Below are 17,474 nucleotides of genomic sequence, written 5' to 3' on the forward strand. Positions count from 1 at the left end.
TGAGACGCTTTTAGAAACAAAAACCGCTTTTGTGAAACACATCCACCACAAAACTTTCGCCTATCATATCTGACATCTTGTTTTGCGCGGGCTATAGGCCAGAGGTTTAAAGATATAGAAGGAATCATGCACTACATTCCAGAAGCGACGAAAGAACAAGTAAATGCCATGCTCAAAAGGTTTGGTGCGTTCCAGGAAATCGATCGAAGGACTATGAGCGACGCATTGAAAGATTGAAGGTTAAGGAGAAAGGGATCAAGTCTTGGCCCTTTCCTTTTGAAGAGTGAGAGATTTTTTCAGAAACTCATAAGAAAGCTTCCGTTCCTGGATGTGCCAGCGAGAAAGCGGAGATCACCTGCTCAATGACAAATCCCTCCCAACTGCTTCCGCGTTTGGGATGGTTTTCAAGGTCGTCCTGATCGTGAATCCCCAGAAAATAATGTAAAAGACCTGAATCGCGAATATAGATTTTTTGGCTTTTGACGAATCTTTTCCCAGTGTTAACGAAATACCCTTTATCAGCTTATTTTTTCTCAACATGCATTTCTAAAGTGAGAAATTTACCCTTTTGAGATCGCAAGCGCTCCTTTCTGGGTAGTTATAGATCAATAAAATCAATACTTTATGTTTTCATCCTTTTGACATGATCATGGCATGGATTCTGCACAAAAGGAAGGTGCGTAGTTCATACTATTGGGGGAGCTATGAAACCAACAATGCAGAAACATCTTCAGGATCATGACGTCACGCGCAAAGAGACTCAGCGCATCGCAGGAGCGATGCCAAAGGCAAAACCTGCGAGCATGCCAGTCGACACCCGACTTGCGGTCTTTAAGGATCGACTCACCTATACCTTTATTCTCGACAGTGAAGTGGCCTCGATCCATTTCGATCGAAATCGAGGAGAAATTTTTTATAAAGGCCATAATATTATCAATCTCGAACTGAGCGAGAATCAAAAGAAGGTCTTAAAGAGCTTTCTCATGGTTTTAGAGGGGGATGCGAAGGGAAAAGAATTTTTGAATGCATATTCCGCAACTTTAGAGCGCTCTTTAGCCGATAAACAGAAAGTGGGGGAATAGGGAGAAGCATGTCCGATCGTTTACGAAGACTTGGGTTGTTTCGCCGCAAAGGCATTTTCGAATCCGAATCTTCTGAGGCCACCCCTTTTCGAGTTGATCCAAAACTTCCTTTTGATTCCGAACATGACGAACGCTGGACCTATGAAGAGGGACGCATCTCTCTCAATGAAGATGAAGTCGCTGACATCATCCGCGCACATCGCAGAGACTCGCGTGTTCTCATGAACCTTTCGAACGGGCTCTCTGAGTATCGCGATTTTGTAGAGCAAAATTATGTCACCGAGCTCGAAAAATTTCGGGCAGCAATTGATATTTCGTTGCATCAAGTCTTTCGTAGTCTCAATGGAATTTATACCTGCCTCACCAGTGGCGTCGATATCGAACTCACCGATGATCATATCTGGCTCAACAATATCGATGTGATGTCGCTCATGCGTCTCTATCGTCTTCGTCCAACATCCAAGGCACGTGCGTATCTCACCACGTTCCGCGACAAACTCTCCTTGATTCTCCAGGCAGAGCAGAGTAACCAGTATCACCAAGAGCTGCGCCAGAAAATGTTCCATGTCTTTGATGAACTGTGCGAAGTTCTTGCCACGACCCCAACCCTTGATACTCCTCACCTTATGTCTGCTGAGTGGGGAAGCCCTTGAGCTTGCGCTCTTTCATCGTCCTTCTGTTTTTTTAGCTCTCTTTTTTGCTTCACTTGCATGTACGATCTTATTCTCACGACGAAAAAGAAAATCGATCGCACGTTGTTTTTTATTCTTCTCCTTTTTTGTTTTCGGCGCATTTCTTTCGACGAAAAAATTGGAGATCCTTCAGGATCAAGCAAGCTCGCTTTTGCATCATCACGTCCGCGCTCGACCCCTTTGTGAAGGATTTCTGCGAGATGATCCTGCACCGAGAGCACAAGGTGTATCGCTCGAGGTGATGCTTGTGCGATGTCAACCTGCACGAGACAAACCGTTTGAAAAGGTCTCTGCGTACGTTCGTCTCTTTGTAAAAGGAGAGACCGAGGAACTCTGGCAGGGAGACGCTCTCCGTTTTGAAGCGACCTTTCAAAAGCCGCAAGATTTTTTCAATCCCGCTGCATTTTCCTATCGGTTTCATCTAGCGAGCCGCGATATTTCGCTCTCGGGTTTTGCAGAAGGGAGTTCGCTTGTTCGGTTGTATCAGCGAGAGCAATCTTTTTTTCAACGTATGGTTGCGCTTCGTCATCAGTTCTTGCGACGCATTAACAGTTCCATGTCTCCGGACGCTGCTTCTATTGTGAACGCACTTCTTTTGGGTTCGCGAGGGGATATTGATGACGAACATCAAAAACTTTTTTCACTTCTCGGCATCGCTCATATTCTCTCTATCTCAGGCCTGCATGTGGTTTCTATTGTTGTCATTCTTTCGTGGATCCTTTCGCTTATCCTGAATCGATGCGCATTCGTTTATTTATCCATTCCCCGTCGCTATATGATAGCGCTTCTTTCACTTCCGATGCTGTGGGTATATGTTCTTTTTGTCGGAGCTCCTATCTCGGCAATTCGTGCAGCATGCATGATCACATTTTTTCTGATCAGCACTTTCTTTTTTCGTCGTCACGATTCCCTTGTCACCCTTGCGGGAACGGTGTTGGTGATGTGTATCCTGTGGCCGTTAGCGCTGATGGATATTTCGTTTCAACTCTCGATCGTTTCGGTGTTGGGAATTATTCTCACGAGTCGTTTCTTGCCGAAGAAAAAGTGGATGCAAGTAACGGGGAGCACTGTAGGAGCATATCTTTTTTCTGCGCCTCTCATTCTTTTGACGTTTCATGAACTCACTCCTCTTGGACTTATAACGAATATTATCGTTATCCCGTTGTTTGGATTTGTCCTCATGCCGCTCTTTCTTGCTGCTTCTCTTCTTTCCATTTTTTCTCACACGTATGGATGTATCGTGTGGAAATATTCGGGGTTTCTCCTTGAAGAGCTCCTTATCGTGTTTCAAGCTCTTCTCCCCGCGGCAGAGGAGACAACATTCTTTGCCGCTCCAACGTTGTTTCAACTCGCTCTCTGTTATCTTCTCTTGATCGTAGCGCTCATGAACTTTAAAAGAGCTTACCGAGGCTCTCTCTTCATCATGTTCGTGCTTCTCTGTTCTTTTGTCTGGCCCATGTATCGTCCCCAAATCACGAAAAGGCTTGAAGTCACGTTTTTCGATGTGGGCCATGGAGATGCTGTGCTTCTCCGATTTCCTGACGGAACGTCGTGGATGATCGATGCAGGAGGTTTTCCCTCCTCTTCATTTGATACGGGGAAGCGGATTCTCGCACCTGCTCTATGGCAGCTCGGAGTCCGAAGATTAGAAACCATCATCTTAAGCCATGCCCATTTTGATCACTACGGAGGATTTTCGAGTTTAAGACAACTCTTTCATCCCGAATTCTTTTTTCTTTCATCAGCGACCTCTTCACAGGAACCAGAGTGGAAAGTATTTTTTCAAGAAATGAAAGAGCATCAGCTCGAGGTTCGATTTTTAGACGCGAATACGCCACGATGGAAAAAAGGAGAGGTGGAATTCACAGTCTCTTATCCTCACGCCGATCTCCGTATCGATGATATTAATGATCAATCGCTCGTCTTATTTCTTCGATATCGCGATGTCTCGTTTCTCTTTACCGGAGACATCGAAACTTTTTCTGAAAAACAGATCGTGCAACAGGCGGATTTGGATTCACCTACGGTTTTGAAAGTGGCGCATCATGGCAGCAAAACTTCTTCGACAGAAGAGTTTCTCAATATGATTTCACCGCGCTATGCTGTGATTTCGGTGGGAAAGCATCATCGCTTTCGGCTCCCTCACGAAAAGGTTTTGCATCGATTTGAAAAAAGGGGAGTCGCTCTTTATCGAACGGATCGCCAGGGTGCGATTACGATGAGCACTGATGGAAAAGAGATTTCGATTACGACCCTTCGAGATCTTCCCACGAAGTGAACGACCACAGGAGTGTTTTCTTTTGAAGGGTGGCATTTACTTTTTTCAGATCACCGCTTTTGAGCGTGATAAAAGCTTCGATTGCTGCCACATGTTTTCGAATTTCACTGATTTTCAGAATCTCGACTTTTTCAACGCCTTTTCCAAAAGGAGTTTCAGGATATTTTTTGCCGTAATTTTTGAAGAAATGGCGAAGCGATTGTTGAGCCCGATTTTCACTCGGTACCCGAGCTGCACAACCGAAGAGAAAACAAATAATAAGGATGGAAAACAACTGTTTCATGAGAATTAGCTCCTAACAGCTTCAATAATGTCGTGCAAGAGTTCTCAAAATATATTGAACAGATCATCATTCGGGTGACGCCGGAGGCTATTTCGGAAGCTACCGCATATCAGCGGAGCTTACGGAATGCCGCAGGCGGCAGGACCCGTTACAATTAAAAGGTTCAATATATTTTGAGAACTAACTTCTGATGACATTTCTCATTGCGGAAGCGAAGCGGTTGCCTTTTCCCAGGGGAATGCGAATGGTAGTCCCCAAAGGAATTTTTTCCGTTCCGGTAAAGGCCGCTTTTTGAAGCATGGGATTGAGTTCTTCGAGTTGAAGGATGGAAATGCCACTTGCACGCGCCACTTCAGGAAGGGAGAGAGAAACTTCGAGTTGAAGTTCGTCAAACGCAATCGGCTGATCATAGTGAAGAGCGTTGAAGTGTTGCGTTACCTCGTCGATGATTTGCGAAGCTGCAAGAAAAGAGGGGAAAAAATTGCGCGACGCAAAACCATAACTTGGATGTTCAAATTTTTTAATAATCGTTGAGATGTCCTGCGTGCCCAGGAGATTGACGGCTCCTTTCAACCGTCCTCGCCCCGCATTATAGGCATTAATCGCAAGAGGCCATGTTCCGAGCATTTCATAATTATCTTTTAAGAGGCGTATCGCGGCGGAAGTGGAACGAATCGGATCAAGTCGTTCATCGACAACATTATTTACGCGAAGACTATAATGATGTGCGGTTCCTTTCATGATTTGCCAAATCCCTCGGGCTCCAGCAGAGGAGTGAGCATCCATTTGAAACATCGATTCCACAAACACCAGTCGGGTGATTTCTTTCGGGAGTCCAGCTTCTTCAAAGAGCCGTTCAATTTCACCGAGAAAACGACCAGAGCGACAAAGCCCCACTTCGAATTGGTCTTTCAGTCCTTTTTGTCCACGAACGCGATCGATGGCGCTGCGAAATTTGAGGGGATCATCAATTTTTTGAAATGCTTTTCGAATTTTCCACTCTTCATCTGTTCCTTGTGAAGCAGTTTGCTGGTTCTGAATTTTTTCGAGCATCATTTTAATACGATCGCGTTCTTCCTCGAGCGCTTCATCAAGAGCTTTTTGTTTTTCTCGTGGTGTGAGTGCTTCATTCTGAGCGATGTCACTTATATCTAAAACGTTATAAATGATGTCGAGAAAGAGGGCGTCGTGCATCACGATCTGATGCGTTGAATATCGAGCGTAAATATTTTTCCAGAATTTGACTTCAGTAGTGAGACCGCTCGGAACATCAAGCCAAGAGCGATCCACAACTGGAGCAGCCATCGACGTTCCGGCGGGATTATAGGTTGCAAGGCTCGAAGAACGAAATCGACGTGTAAAAGGAGTCGACTCCGGAATAAAAGGAGCGGCATCAGGTTCAAGTTGAGGGAGCTTTTCTTGAGGAAGTGTTAATTTCGGCAAAGGCTCTGGAGTAAAGCGAGCAATGATACCTTGAACTTCTCTCGCTGTTGAAGAGGGTTTCGTGAAATCGTAAGGATCAAGCGCTTCAAAGGAAACCACATCGTTCAGATTTTTTTGGGAAGCGTGTGATGCAGATGAAGGTTCTTTCAATTTGTCCGGAAGATAACCAAATACCAGAGAGAGCAGGCCGAGAGTAAGGCAGACACACATAAAAATATTAATGATGTTTCGCTCTCGGTTCATAGATCCTTTAATGACGGGCGATTTTATCCACCACATCAAGCTGTATCTGACGCATCACATCGTGACCCTGTTTTAAATGATCTCCTAAAATGGCAAAGGCACGAACGTCTCCGTTTTTTATCGAAACAAAACCAGCGAGTGCGCTGACGCCATTGAGTGATCCTGTCTTTGCGCGCATTTTTCCGCGAAGAGCTTCATGGTGATTCCAGTCTTTCATCGTTCCATCTGCCCCAAAAACGGCGAGAGAGGCGACAAAATCAGCGCTGGTGCGAAAGTCGTGGTAAGCTGCCATCAACACCTGAACCAGTTGAGATGCCGTAAAACGGGTAATGCTCGAGAAACCTGAACCATTTTCGATGGTGTAGCTGGATCGAGGAATGCCGATGGAGGCGAGATATTCCTGTAACACTTCCACACCGTGAGCCGTTGTCCCTGGAATCCCTTTTTTGACCGCGGCAAGATGCTTGAGAAGTTGTTCCGCGGTAAAATTATTCGAAAATTTATTCATGTCGCGAATCAGCAAACTCAGAGGTTTGGAAGAAGCGCTTAAAAGAAGATGTGCATGTTCCGGCGTTTTCCCTTCTTTGATATTTCCGGAAACAGAAATACCATGTTGAAGAAGGAGGAGACGAAGAATGGAGCCGGCATAAAATGTGGGATTCGTCACATTCCGATAAAAAACTTTTTCTCCGAGCGATACAGGAATGGTACCGCTGATGATCAACTTTTCTCCTTGAGCTGTTTCGACGGGATCAATCTGAAGGCGGTACTCACTTCCTGTTTTAAGAGAATTGACGATCTGAAAAAAGTCGATATTCGGATCGAGCGAAACAGTTGCGAGATCACCTCTCTTTGCGCCAGGGGTGACGTGAATCGCAAGAGAGTTAAAGTTAACGGCAAAAGGACTTGTTACGGCTGCGTATGCGCGCCGACTCTCTCCTGACATGCGGGGATATTCATTTTTTTCAAAAAAACTATTGTCGATGACAATGTCACCTGAAATGGTTTTCAATCCCTTTACGGAAAGCTCATGGACGATTTTCCAGAGTTCCTCATTGACCAGAAAAGGATCCCCGGTTCCTTTGACGTAAAGATTCTGAATGGTTCCCTGTTGAGGTGGAGTTGAGCTGAAGAAGTCAGTCGGAAGTGTATAGTTTGGTCCTAAAAAAGAGAGGAGTGCTGCTGCGGTGACGATTTTGGTGCAAGAGGCAGGGTTACGCAGGACATCACCGTTGATCGTGGCAAGTTCTGTTTGACTGCTGACATCTGCAACTGCAATCGAAGTTTTGGCCGCATCAACATGAGATTTTCCTAACGTCTGACGCAAGATCAGTTCCAATGACGTTGCTTTGGGAGAAGCCATCACAAGGGAAGGAAAAAAAGTGAGGATCAATGCCGTGAGAAGTTTGACATGTGGCTTCATTGCTCGTAAATTCCCCCTGAAGTTCTTCATAATAAAGGAGAATCTGATGAGTGTCAAAGCTTTCGCCTTTTTGGGCTGCGCCCTTTTCTATCTTATATCAGGTTCCCTCTGCTTCTTTTCTTGTTCACAAGGGGCGAAGCAGCAATCCAAACTCGAAATTGCGATTCGAACACAACCCATTACGCTCGATCCACGGACAGCCACGGACGCTTATGGACAACAGATCTCAGAGCTCATTTTTAACGGTCTTTTTAACAATAATGAACGGATGGAAATTGTGCCGGACCTTGCAGCACATGTCGAACAGCCCAATGACACGACCTATGTGATTTCCCTTAAAAAAGGGGTCTTCTTTCATCATGGAAAGGAGCTCACGGCGGATGATGTCATCTATACGATTACCTCGATGCGCGATGGAGGGGTAATCTCGCCTCATAAGAGTGTTTTTGCCCGCATCAAGACACTTGAAAAAATTGATCCTTATACGATCCGTCTTGAACTGACCGAGCCCTTTGCTCCTCTTTTGATTTCCTTGTGCGTGGGCATTGTCCCTCAGGATGTTGCACAACAAAAAGGGGAGAGCTTTGGACGTGAACCGATTGGAACCGGCCCATACCGATTTGTTCGTTGGATGGACGATACCGTTGTAGAACTTGCGGCACATGAAAAATTTTCTGGGCAAAAACCTCTATCGCAAAAACTGCTTTTTCAGATTGTCAAAGATGACAATGTGCGCGTGTTGAAACTTTTAAAAGGGGATCTTGATATTGTGCTCAATGGTGTTCCTCCACTTCTTTTGGAAAAAGTAAAAGAAGATAAAAAACTTGTGACGCGAACAGAGACGGGATTGACGATGGCGTATATCGGCGTCAACATGACGGACAATATCCTCAAAAAGAAAAATGTTCGTAAAGCGATTGCTTTGGGACTTAATCGAGATGAGCTCATTCAACATCGTCGGTATGGGCTCGCGGAGAAAGCCAACTCTCTGCTCGCTCCCGTAAACTGGGCGTTTGATAAACGTCTTTCTCAAATTCCCTATGATCCAGAACAAGCGAAAAAACTTTTGAATGAAGCGGGATATCACGATCCTGATGGAGATGGTCCCAAGATGCGATTTACGCTTTCGTTCAAGACTTCAACCGTAAAAGAGCGTGTGGATACGGTTCGCATGATTGCGCATCAACTGGGAAAAATTGGAGTCGGCATTAAAGTAGAATCGTTCGAATGGGCAACACTTTTTGATGATATCAAGAAAGGGAATTTTCAACTTTACTCACTGACATGGGTCGGCATCATTGATCCTGACATGTATTATTCTGTTTTTCATTCAACACAGACTCCGCCGGAAGGGGCCAATCGAGGTCGTTACAAAAATCCTGCGCTCGATCCTCTCCTCGAAGCAGGGAGAAGAGAGATCAATATTGAAAAACGTGGTGAGATTTATGCGAATGTTCAAGAAATTTTGCTCGATGACCTTCCGCAGATTCCACTCTGGCACGAAGATAATATCCTCGTCTATCGCAAGGGACTCGAGCATGTAGCTCTCTGGCCCGATGCGTCCTTTCAACCTCTTGCCAGTATTTCTACAAAATAAATCGGAGAGAAAATGATTGCTGTTGGTGAAATAAAGATTCGAAAAGTAACGGTGACGCTCAGTCAGTTTGATGGCGATTCTCGTATTGATTCGTTTGATGTACCACTTCCCACATGGGGAGACACCTTTGAACTCGTTGAAGTATCCTTTCATCCTTCACAATTACGTGTGCTGGATATTAATGAGTGGCGAGATCGTATTGCTTCAAAGCATCATGTCAGTGGGGGAGCGCTTGAACAATTACTCCCACCACTCCTCCGTGACGTCGATGGTCTTAGAGCTGTTGATATCACGAGGTTTCCACCATTTGATTTTTATGCAATTCAAGTAGCTTTTGGCGGAATCTATTATGCTGATGAAAGACATCCGCAATATCGCACTCGTCAAGCAAGCGGATTTGTTTCTCTCAATGGAATTGTTTTTTCGGAGGATATTGAACACTTCACTCAGGGTGGTTACCTCCTTTTCCCTTATGCCGGTTCACCTGAGCTTATTCGGACAAAGTTTATTTCTCACGAAGACAAAATGTCTCCAAGGCAGATTTGTGATCATCAAAAGCAACAATGTCAGCCGCTCAACAACTATCGCCTCATTCTTCAGTCCAAACCAGTCTTGGTAATGGATGGAAAACCAGAGGGAGATAATAACAACAATTTTAGAGAAAGACGCGCAGCCATCGCTGCTTATTCTGCGGATCTTGCTTCATTTGTGGTTACAGAGGAAGAGGTGACATTAAGAGAGTTTAGTTTTCTTCTTGCCAATCTAGGAGTTCCTCTTGCACTTAATCTCGATGGAAAAAAATCAGCTCAAATGGTAGAACGGCGTCCTAATGGGTCTCTGCATGTTTGGGTGGGTGGTGAAGGGGCAGATCGAATGCCTCAAGTCTATGCCATTATGGATGCTGCTCAATAAAATTATTTATGCTCGCTTATTTTTTACGCCGTTTTTTATCTGTCATTCCGGTTCTCCTCGCGGTCTCGACGATTGTTTTTGTTCTGCTTCATGCCATCCCCGGAGATCCTGTTGATCTCATGCTTGGAGAGCAGGCGATGCAGGCTGATCGCCAAGCTCTGGTAGAGCAGTTGGGACTCAATCGTCCGATTTTGGTTCAATATCTCGATTTTTTGAAAGGACTAATCACAGGGAATTGGGGAAAATCACTTTTTGATCGACAGCCGGTGTTAACCCATGTTGGCAATCGCATTGGAGCGACGCTCCTTCTCGCTTTTTGCGCGATGTTTGTCTCCATTATCATTGCGCTTCCCGCAGGAATTCTTGCCGCAACGAAGCGGGGTCGATTTTTTGATCAATTCACGATGCTTCTTGCCTTGATTGGGATTTCCATTCCGAATTTTTGGTTAGGACCAGTGCTTATTCTTATCTTTTCGGTTCATCTGGGAATCCTTCCGATCTCTGGAAAAGAATCGCTGACATCTCTGATTCTCCCTTCGATCACCTTGGGTGCTGCGCTTGCGGCCATGCTTTCGCGTATGACTCGTTCTTCTATGATTGAAGAACTTGGTCGCGACTATGTGACAACAGCTCGTGCCAAAGGAGTGTCGGAGAAAAGCATTATTTTCAAACATGCATTTCGAAATGCGCTCAATCCGATTATTACGATTATCGGTCTTCAAGTCGGAACGCTCCTTGCGGGGACGATTATTGCCGAGAAAGTTTTTAGTTGGCCTGGAATGGGGATGCTTTTGCTCGACGCGATCCATCGACGCGACTATCCTGTGGTTGAAGGATGCATTCTGGTGATTTCATTTTTATTTGTGTTCATTAATACCGTGACCGATTGTTTTTATAAAGTGATCGATCCACGAGTGGAGTTGTAATGCACTCACTGACCACGAAAATTGGCGCGTTCTTAATTGTGACACTTCTCTTTGTAGCGATCTTTGCTCCGTGGATTGCGCCCCATGATCCGAATCTCTTTGCCATCCAAGAAGCGTTTGCTCCACCACGCGTCGGTTATTGGTTTGGCCAAGATGCGGATGGTCGTGATATTTTCTCGCGCATTATTTATGGTGCTCGCGTCTCTCTCGGTATTGGATTTACGGTGACTTTGATTTCTCTTGTGGTCGGCTGTGCTATTGGACTTCTCTCTGGTTATGTTGGCGGCGTTGTCGATAAAACGATCTCTTTTGTCTCTGATGTTTTTCTTGCGTTTCCGAGCATTCTCTTTGCGATTACGATTGCTGCTTTTCTTTCTCCTTCCATTGGAAATATTATTTTAATTCTTTCGCTCAAAGGTTGGGTCACCTTTGCGAGACTTGTGAGAGGTCAAACATTTTCTCTGAAAGAGAGAGATTATATAAGAGCAGGAAGAGCGCTCGGCGCAAGCAGTCTGCGTCTGTGCTTGTTACATCTTCTTCCGAATATGGTCGGTCCCATTGTCGTGAATATTAGTTTTGGTTTAGCAGGAGTGATCATTATTGAATCCGCGCTTTCGTTTTTGGGTCTTGGAGTTCCGATTGATACTCCGAGCTGGGGTGGCATGCTCGATCAAGGGACACAGTATCTTCTTGTAGCCCCCCATCTTTCAATCTTTCCTGGAATTTTTATTATGTTGATTGTGGTTGGATTTAATTTTTTAGGAGATGGTCTGAGAGATAAGCTCGCTCCACGTGGGAAATGACAACCATGAAAGGTCAAAATGAAAGAACTTGGACAAATGTTTGTGGTTGGATTTTCCGGAACCAAACCCTCAGACGCATTTCTGCGCTTTCTTCATGACGAAAATATCGGTGGTATTTTGCTCTACGGCGCGAATGTCAAAACGCCAAAGCAAATTTTAGAACTGACAGAAATATTGCAAGATGCGGTGCGAACGTCGCTGCTCATCACGGTCGATCATGAAGGAGGAAATGTTTTTCGGATGTCCAAACCTTTTACGCAATTTCCCAGCATGAGTGAAGTCGCACAAAAGACAAAAACTCATGGAGAGCATATCGTCGCTGAAATCGGAAAAATTATGGGGAGAGAACTTCGCGCTGTCGGCATTCACTGTAATTTTGCTCCTGTCCTTGATGTCCTGACAAATCCTTTTAATCGGGTGATCGGCAAGCGCTCATTTGGAAATGATCCGCATCTTGTAGCAAACCTCGGGTGTGAGCTCATGAGAGGACTTGAAGAAGAGGGGATTATGTCGTGCGGAAAACATTTCCCCGGGCATGGAGATACGAATCATGACAGTCACGAAACGCTTCCCTCTCTTGCGCATACGCGAAAACGTTTTGAGATTTGCGAGTTTATTCCTTTTCGTGCAGCGATTGCAGCGGGCATTCCCTCGATGATGACCGCACATCTTCACATTCCTCTTCTCGATAGCGAAAATATGGTGACGATATCGCGACAGGTGACCACGACCATTCTTCGGCATGAGTTGGGATATGATGGGCTCATTTTTACCGATGATCTGCTGATGCGAGGAATTGCTGGCATGATGCCGATTCCTGAGGCAACGGTTCGCTCTCTCCACGCTGGAGCTGATATGCTTCTTTTTAGTCGTGATCTGGAAATCCAGAAGAAGTCGCTTGCGGAACTGAAAAACGCGGTTGCGCAAGGTCGCATTCCAGAAGAGCAGCTTCAAGCATCACTTTCCCGCATCAAACACGTGAAAAAACGATACTGTCATCATGAACTTGAACGTCTTCCTTTAAGTGTTATCGGTTCCTCTGAACATCGGGAATTTTTAACAAAATTGTCTTAAGAATACCTAGTGCGTGTTTGCAAAACTCTCGTATGTCATTGCGAGGAGCAAGCGACGAAGCAATCTCCTCCTGTATATATGGTTGTCAGGAGATCGCCACGCCCGCCACTGAACCGTTGGCGGCTCGCGATGACTACCCATCCATAAAGAAAGAGTGTTTTGCCGTAGGGAAACAATGCCTCTGAGAGACTTTTTCAATAGGACCATTCTTTGGCAGACCTTTTGCATTTCTACCTCATAGAGTTTCTCTCTCAACGGAGGGATCTAAAAATATGTATATATTTCATATAGTTATAATCTCACCCTTTTTGGGGGTGGTGAGAGGAGTCCTATGAGTGTGGACGGTAAAGACTGGAAATTGACCGGAAATTTCTCGAGTCGCATTCGCAAAAAGGGCGAAGATGCGCGTGAAGAAAATCGAGACCGTCATGATGAGTTCATGCAAAAAAGCAAACAGGCGAAAAATGTTGCCAATGCGCTTCTCCATCAAACACGTGATATAAAACAAGGGGAAGCAAAACAAACCGTACAACGCACGGAAACCTTGCAACAATCAACATCGTCCTCTGACAAAAAAATTTCTTCTGCCATGTCGAACTCCGAAATTTCTCGTGAGGGGCATAAAGAAAAGGCCGGAAAGAATTTTGTTGAAGCAGCGCAAGCAGCAACAAATTTACAAAAACTTTCTACAAAGCAGATCCCAAAAGTAAATGTTGAACCAAAACAACCGACTCTTGCAAAACAGGGGACTGAGAAAACATCTTCTTCTTTGCCAGCGAGAAACACTTTCAAAACAGATGGGACACGGGTGACGCCGGAGGCTGTTCCGGGAGGCCTCCGCGAAAAGCGGAGGGCCGGAACACCGCAGGCGGCAGGACCCGAAACCAAAAAAAGTTTTGAAAGCGTTTCTCGCGAAACAAAACAATCTTTTGAAAATATCTCTCGCAAACCTGCTGAGGCAGGACAACCTCTTACGGTAAAGGCAGGGCCCGTTACGAAAGATCGTTTTGAAAGTACTTCTGAAAACAAAAAAGAATTTAAAAAAGATGAAACAAAAAAGAATGCTTCGTCTACTGCAGCATCCGCTTCTCCACTTTCCCGCTCACGCAAGGAAAACCTCGGCGAACTTGAAGCCGGTGTCTCAAGTCGTTTTGGTGGCGAATCCGGAGAGAATATTATTGTTCAGGATGGAGATGTTCTTTCTTCTCTGACGATTGAAGAGTTTCCTCAACCTTTTGAAACTTTCAATGCAGAAGCCGCAGAAACAGCCGTTGTCACCAAGGGACGACAATATAAATATTTTATTGAAAAGACACGCGATCAGCTCAATGCCATTCGTGAGTTTGACGAAGAACTTGAGATGGGACTTCAATCACTCGCAAAACGTGTCTTAACCGATGACCCAGATCTGAAACTCTCGACCGCGGATTTCATCAAAAATATTTATGGAGGAACACGCGCATGAAATCGGCAGGAAGAATCGATGATGTCTTTCGTCGCGCTGGGTCACCGGTTCAATTTAACAACGGTGAACTCAAAAGTGTCCGCTCACTTCTCGAGAGAACACAAGAAGAAAGGGCGCCAGCCCCATTTGAGCAATCTTTCTATAGCCGAAATTTTTTAGATACACTTCTGCGCGGAGGAATGGATGCAGCCGCATTCGCTGACAAGGGACTTGGCAGTGCTGCGAAAAAATTTGGTCAGGCTTGGGATTTTTTTGGACTTGGGGATGGTCAATCAGCAATGTCTGTTGCTGATAAATTTGCACAATCCGCTCAACACATTTTCGCCAATCTCTTTGCCCCACAGAACCAACCCTTTGCGCCGATGATGGCAGGAGCGCAGACAGAGAATGGAGCAATGCGATCCCCTGCAAGTCAAAGTTCGTTTGATGTCAGCTCAGGTAAAGCCGAACCATCCAAACCAGTGGGACTTCCTGAATTTGTTAAAGACATGATTACAAATCTTAAGGGTGCTAAAGAAGAGTTACAAAAAGCAGTGAATAGAGATGAAAAAGTAGAGGATCAATATCAAAAGTTTGAAAAATTTTATGAGGAAACGCTCGAAAATGTGAAGAAACAGGATTATTTAAGCGAAGAGGCCATGGAGTCGGCGCTTGAGCAAGTTGAAGAACTCAAAGAAGAGGGAGATACTCTTTATGAAACCTATCTGGATGCCCAAGATGAAGAGGCTCCCGAAAAGGTAAATCTCCCTTCTGAGATTGAACAAAAAATTAGCGCATTGAGACAAGAGAAAAAAACTTTAGAAGAAGAGGCGAAGAGAGCTGGTTCTCAGCAAGCGTTGAGCGATAAATATCAAAACTTCCTCAGGAAATATGACGAGCTTCGCGGAGAAATAAAATCAGTTTCCTATGTGAGCGAAGATGCGATGAAGTATGCGTTGTCAGAACTAAAAGCTGTGAAGACTCAAGGGAGTGAAATATTTGAAGCCAAAATGAATACTCTCCCCAAAAAAGCTCCAGAAGCTTCTCCACCACCTGCAGCTGACCCTGTACCGGAAGCACCGACGGCCTCTGAGCCTGAAGCAGATGCAGAAGCAGCATCAGCCGATGAACCTGAAGCAGCTGAACCTGCCACAGAACCACCTCCAGCAGCACCACCTGCTGAATCTGAGCCTCAGCCAGCTCCAGAAGAATCAGCACCCGAACCGGAACCTGAACCAGAGCCGGCGCCTGAACCAGCACCGCCACCGCCTCAGCCTGATCCGAATGCGCAGATACAAGCCATCAAAAAATTTGAAGATCAAAAGAATGATTATCTCGCAGAGATCGGTTCCATGAGTGACGTTTCGGAATTAGAACGGAAAAAACAGGAAATTTTATTTCAATTGGATGATATCAATGCCTCATTGCCAAAAGATTCGCCTGAACGTGCGCGCATTATCGCTCTAAGTGAAGAACTTACTAAAGCATATTATGTACAGAGAGATTCTCTTCAATCACCAGCCATACCCGATGACTTTTCGTCTCCAAGAGATCAACGAGACTTAGCAGAAGGGATGATAGAGCCATTTTTACTGGCGGTGAATGATTTCACGACGCGCGTTCAAGGTCAAAGAGGTGAAGATCTTTCAAAGATGGAGCGTGAACTTGGTGGACTGCAAAGACAGATTGACACAGTTGAGCAGGAAGTAGAAAACGAAATATCAGATCGTTCAATCCTCAAAGAGACGTCTGATAAATTGTGGGATGAACTTCAAACTGCCGAAGTAGCTTTTGAAAACGAACAAACTCGAGAAGCAATTGAACCTTTGGAAGAAAAAAAGGAGGAGTTGAAGAAAAGTCTCACGAATCCAGAAGAGACACTTGCTTCCGTCACTTCAAAGTATCGCGATGTACAAGAAACGTATCAAGAACGCGCACGATATCTTCTAAGTCTGGAGTTCAATACGCCTGATGTAAAAAAGAAAACTCTTGCAAAGATGGATGGCACATTTACAGCAGCTTCAATGCACTTCACTCACTATAAAACTATTCACGGCATCATGGAACCTATTTATGGGAGTAAAGCAGCAGCTCAAACTGCAACACTTATTCGAGAAAATTCTGCAAAACCATTTAATGAACTCATTCAACTGGCAAAAACGAGAGTCGAAGAGAAACGAAGAGAATCACCCCCAAGTGTTAAATCATCTACAACCGCCGCGATTGCAGCTTCACCAGAAGAAGAAGTTCTTGAACCCCTTGAAGCTGAACGACGTGCGAAAGCGATGAAGCAACGTGTGACAAAAGCTGTGATAAGTTTTGAAGACTCGTTAACAAAATTTCAAGAAGATCTGAGTGGAGATGGAGTTGACCCAAGGGCGAAAATGGAAATGTATGAAGAGAATGAAGAAGAAGGACTTCCAGCATATCTTCAGCAAATTGTTGATAATAGACATTTATCACAAGAAGAACGAGCTCAAACTCTTCTTGCTGTTCATGAAAGGTGGGAAAAATTTAAAGCATCAGATGAAGTACAAGAAATTTTATCAGAGTATGATCAAAAAATTCGTGCTGTCACAACAACTAAACCGGAGAGTGGATCATTAGGTGATGCAGTCTTTGCGGGCACTGGAGTTCAAGCACCATCAAAAAACTTAGAAAGCGCGGAAGCGCCTCCAAGTACAGCACTCCCGCCAAATGAAGCGATGGCTGATATGATCGATGGTTCTTCAGAGCGCTATGCTATCAAAAGTGCTGGAGGGAAAAAGTTTGTGGATCTCATCACTGATCGCGCTGATCGCATTTTAAAAAAACGTGCGAAAGAAGAACGATTAGGTGCGGGTCAATATTCTATTCCTCTTCAATTTGTCGTGACACCAGATGCATCCAAAACCCAGGCCATTGTCCGTCTTGAGTTTGACCGCGCCAGGGTCCGTGATCTCAAAGGAAGAGGGATTACTGAGAAAACTGCAGAAAAAATGCTTCAAGACTTATCTTTTTTCGTACCGCTTCCAGGAGATGTTTCGAATGAATGGTTTGGTAGAAAAACAGCTACATTTGATGACAAGGATCTCCAAAGCGTGACTCTTCGAAATCCTTCAAAACGCATCCATCGTGTTGTTCCTCTGAGGATCAGTTAACGGATATAGTTTGTTTTTTGGAATTATTGCCTGAATTTCCCCACAACCTTTTAGAAGACTTGACGAAAAGAGAAGAGCAATTATTAAGGAGAACAAATGTCTTTTAGCACAACCTCCATTGCTCTACGTACGAC

The 17,474-nt window shown here is 44.8% G+C and carries 14 protein-coding genes; 10 read left to right on the forward strand and 4 right to left on the reverse strand.

Annotation, left to right across the window (positions count from 1 at the left end; translation table 11 throughout):
• Window positions 1-351: 351 nt before the first annotated feature.
• Entirely contained in the window at window positions 352-540 is a 189-nt protein-coding gene (locus tag A3C46_06440; GenBank protein ID OGQ23074.1) for a hypothetical protein, read from the reverse strand.
• A gap of 164 nt (window positions 541-704) precedes the next feature.
• Here A3C46_06440 and A3C46_06445 point away from each other — a divergent pair, with 164 nt between their 5' ends.
• From A3C46_06445 to A3C46_06455, 3 genes are read left to right on the forward strand one after another with little or no spacing between them, the layout of a single operon-like run.
• Window positions 705-1,082, forward strand: coding sequence for a hypothetical protein (locus A3C46_06445; GenBank protein OGQ23075.1), 378 nt, complete (start codon window positions 705-707; stop codon window positions 1,080-1,082).
• An 8-nt stretch (window positions 1,083-1,090) separates the two neighbouring features.
• Entirely contained in the window at window positions 1,091-1,735 is a 645-nt protein-coding gene (locus A3C46_06450; protein OGQ23076.1) for a hypothetical protein, read from the forward strand.
• A complete protein-coding gene (locus A3C46_06455; GenBank protein ID OGQ23077.1) occupies window positions 1,692-4,052 on the forward strand; it encodes a DNA internalization-related competence protein ComEC/Rec2 in 2,361 nt (786 codons plus the stop codon). Before A3C46_06450 ends, A3C46_06455 begins: the two co-directional genes overlap by 44 nt.
• Here the strand turns inward: A3C46_06455 and A3C46_06460 are convergent.
• From A3C46_06460 to A3C46_06470, 3 genes are all read right to left on the reverse strand, one after another.
• Entirely contained in the window at window positions 4,021-4,335 is a 315-nt protein-coding gene (locus A3C46_06460) for a hypothetical protein (GenBank protein OGQ23078.1), read from the reverse strand. The two genes, A3C46_06455 and A3C46_06460, sit on opposite strands and share 32 nt — an antisense overlap.
• A gap of 180 nt (window positions 4,336-4,515) precedes the next feature.
• Window positions 4,516-6,021 (reverse strand): hypothetical protein, encoded by a 1,506-nt coding sequence (locus A3C46_06465; GenBank protein OGQ23079.1) that lies wholly within the window; start codon window positions 6,019-6,021, stop codon window positions 4,516-4,518.
• A gap of 7 nt (window positions 6,022-6,028) precedes the next feature.
• On the reverse strand, window positions 6,029-7,444 hold the full coding sequence (locus A3C46_06470; protein ID OGQ23080.1) for a D-alanyl-D-alanine carboxypeptidase/D-alanyl-D-alanine-endopeptidase: 1,416 nt from the start codon (window positions 7,442-7,444) through the stop codon (window positions 6,029-6,031).
• A 46-nt stretch (window positions 7,445-7,490) separates the two neighbouring features.
• Here A3C46_06470 and A3C46_06475 point away from each other — a divergent pair, with 46 nt between their 5' ends.
• The 7 genes from A3C46_06475 (at window position 7,491) to A3C46_06505 (ending at window position 17,340) form a co-directional block, all read left to right on the forward strand.
• Window positions 7,491-9,041, forward strand: coding sequence for a hypothetical protein (locus A3C46_06475; protein OGQ23081.1), 1,551 nt, complete (start codon window positions 7,491-7,493; stop codon window positions 9,039-9,041).
• Between the two features lie 12 nt (window positions 9,042-9,053).
• A complete protein-coding gene (locus A3C46_06480; GenBank protein ID OGQ23082.1) occupies window positions 9,054-9,953 on the forward strand; it encodes a hypothetical protein in 900 nt (299 codons plus the stop codon).
• Window positions 9,954-9,961: 8 nt separating this feature from the next.
• Window positions 9,962-10,879, forward strand: a complete 918-nt coding sequence (locus A3C46_06485) for a glutathione ABC transporter permease GsiC (protein ID OGQ23083.1) — start codon at window positions 9,962-9,964, stop codon at window positions 10,877-10,879.
• Window positions 10,879-11,682 carry a hypothetical protein gene (locus A3C46_06490; GenBank protein OGQ23084.1) on the forward strand — a complete coding sequence of 268 codons (804 nt, stop codon included), beginning with the start codon at window positions 10,879-10,881 and terminating at the stop codon, window positions 11,680-11,682. Before A3C46_06485 ends, A3C46_06490 begins: the two co-directional genes overlap by 1 nt.
• 18 nt (window positions 11,683-11,700) lie before the next feature.
• A complete protein-coding gene (locus tag A3C46_06495) occupies window positions 11,701-12,756 on the forward strand; it encodes a hypothetical protein (protein OGQ23085.1) in 1,056 nt (351 codons plus the stop codon).
• Window positions 12,757-13,087: 331 nt separating this feature from the next.
• Window positions 13,088-14,221: a hypothetical protein gene (locus A3C46_06500; protein ID OGQ23086.1), complete on the forward strand. Its 1,134-nt coding sequence runs from the start codon at window positions 13,088-13,090 to the stop codon at window positions 14,219-14,221.
• Window positions 14,218-17,340 (forward strand): hypothetical protein, encoded by a 3,123-nt coding sequence (locus A3C46_06505; GenBank protein OGQ23087.1) that lies wholly within the window; start codon window positions 14,218-14,220, stop codon window positions 17,338-17,340. The genes A3C46_06500 and A3C46_06505 overlap by 4 nt, the downstream gene beginning before the upstream one ends.
• The last annotated feature ends 134 nt before the right edge of the window (window positions 17,341-17,474 follow it).

The sequence above is a fragment of the Deltaproteobacteria bacterium RIFCSPHIGHO2_02_FULL_44_16 genome (assembly GCA_001798185.1).
Classification (GTDB): Bacteria; UBA10199; UBA10199; order 2-02-FULL-44-16; family 2-02-FULL-44-16; genus 2-02-FULL-44-16.

Excerpts from the sequence above, each read along its gene's own strand:
- A3C46_06440 (OGQ23074.1), bottom strand. The coding sequence starts at position 540 with ATGTTGAGAAAAAATAAGCTGATAAAGGGTATTTCGTTAACACTGGGA.
- A3C46_06495 (OGQ23085.1), top strand. The coding sequence starts at position 11,701 with ATGAAAGAACTTGGACAAATGTTTGTGGTTGGATTTTCCGGAACCAAA.
- A3C46_06505 (OGQ23087.1), top strand. The coding sequence starts at position 14,218 with ATGAAATCGGCAGGAAGAATCGATGATGTCTTTCGTCGCGCTGGGTCA.
- A3C46_06460 (OGQ23078.1), bottom strand. The coding sequence starts at position 4,335 with ATGAAACAGTTGTTTTCCATCCTTATTATTTGTTTTCTCTTCGGTTGT.
- A3C46_06450 (OGQ23076.1), top strand. The coding sequence starts at position 1,091 with ATGTCCGATCGTTTACGAAGACTTGGGTTGTTTCGCCGCAAAGGCATT.
- A3C46_06485 (OGQ23083.1), top strand. The coding sequence starts at position 9,962 with ATGCTCGCTTATTTTTTACGCCGTTTTTTATCTGTCATTCCGGTTCTC.
- A3C46_06475 (OGQ23081.1), top strand. The coding sequence starts at position 7,491 with ATGAGTGTCAAAGCTTTCGCCTTTTTGGGCTGCGCCCTTTTCTATCTT.
- A3C46_06480 (OGQ23082.1), top strand. The coding sequence starts at position 9,054 with ATGATTGCTGTTGGTGAAATAAAGATTCGAAAAGTAACGGTGACGCTC.
- A3C46_06470 (OGQ23080.1), bottom strand. The coding sequence starts at position 7,444 with ATGAAGCCACATGTCAAACTTCTCACGGCATTGATCCTCACTTTTTTT.
- A3C46_06490 (OGQ23084.1), top strand. The coding sequence starts at position 10,879 with ATGCACTCACTGACCACGAAAATTGGCGCGTTCTTAATTGTGACACTT.
- A3C46_06445 (OGQ23075.1), top strand. The coding sequence starts at position 705 with ATGAAACCAACAATGCAGAAACATCTTCAGGATCATGACGTCACGCGC.
- A3C46_06465 (OGQ23079.1), bottom strand. The coding sequence starts at position 6,021 with ATGAACCGAGAGCGAAACATCATTAATATTTTTATGTGTGTCTGCCTT.
- A3C46_06500 (OGQ23086.1), top strand. The coding sequence starts at position 13,088 with ATGAGTGTGGACGGTAAAGACTGGAAATTGACCGGAAATTTCTCGAGT.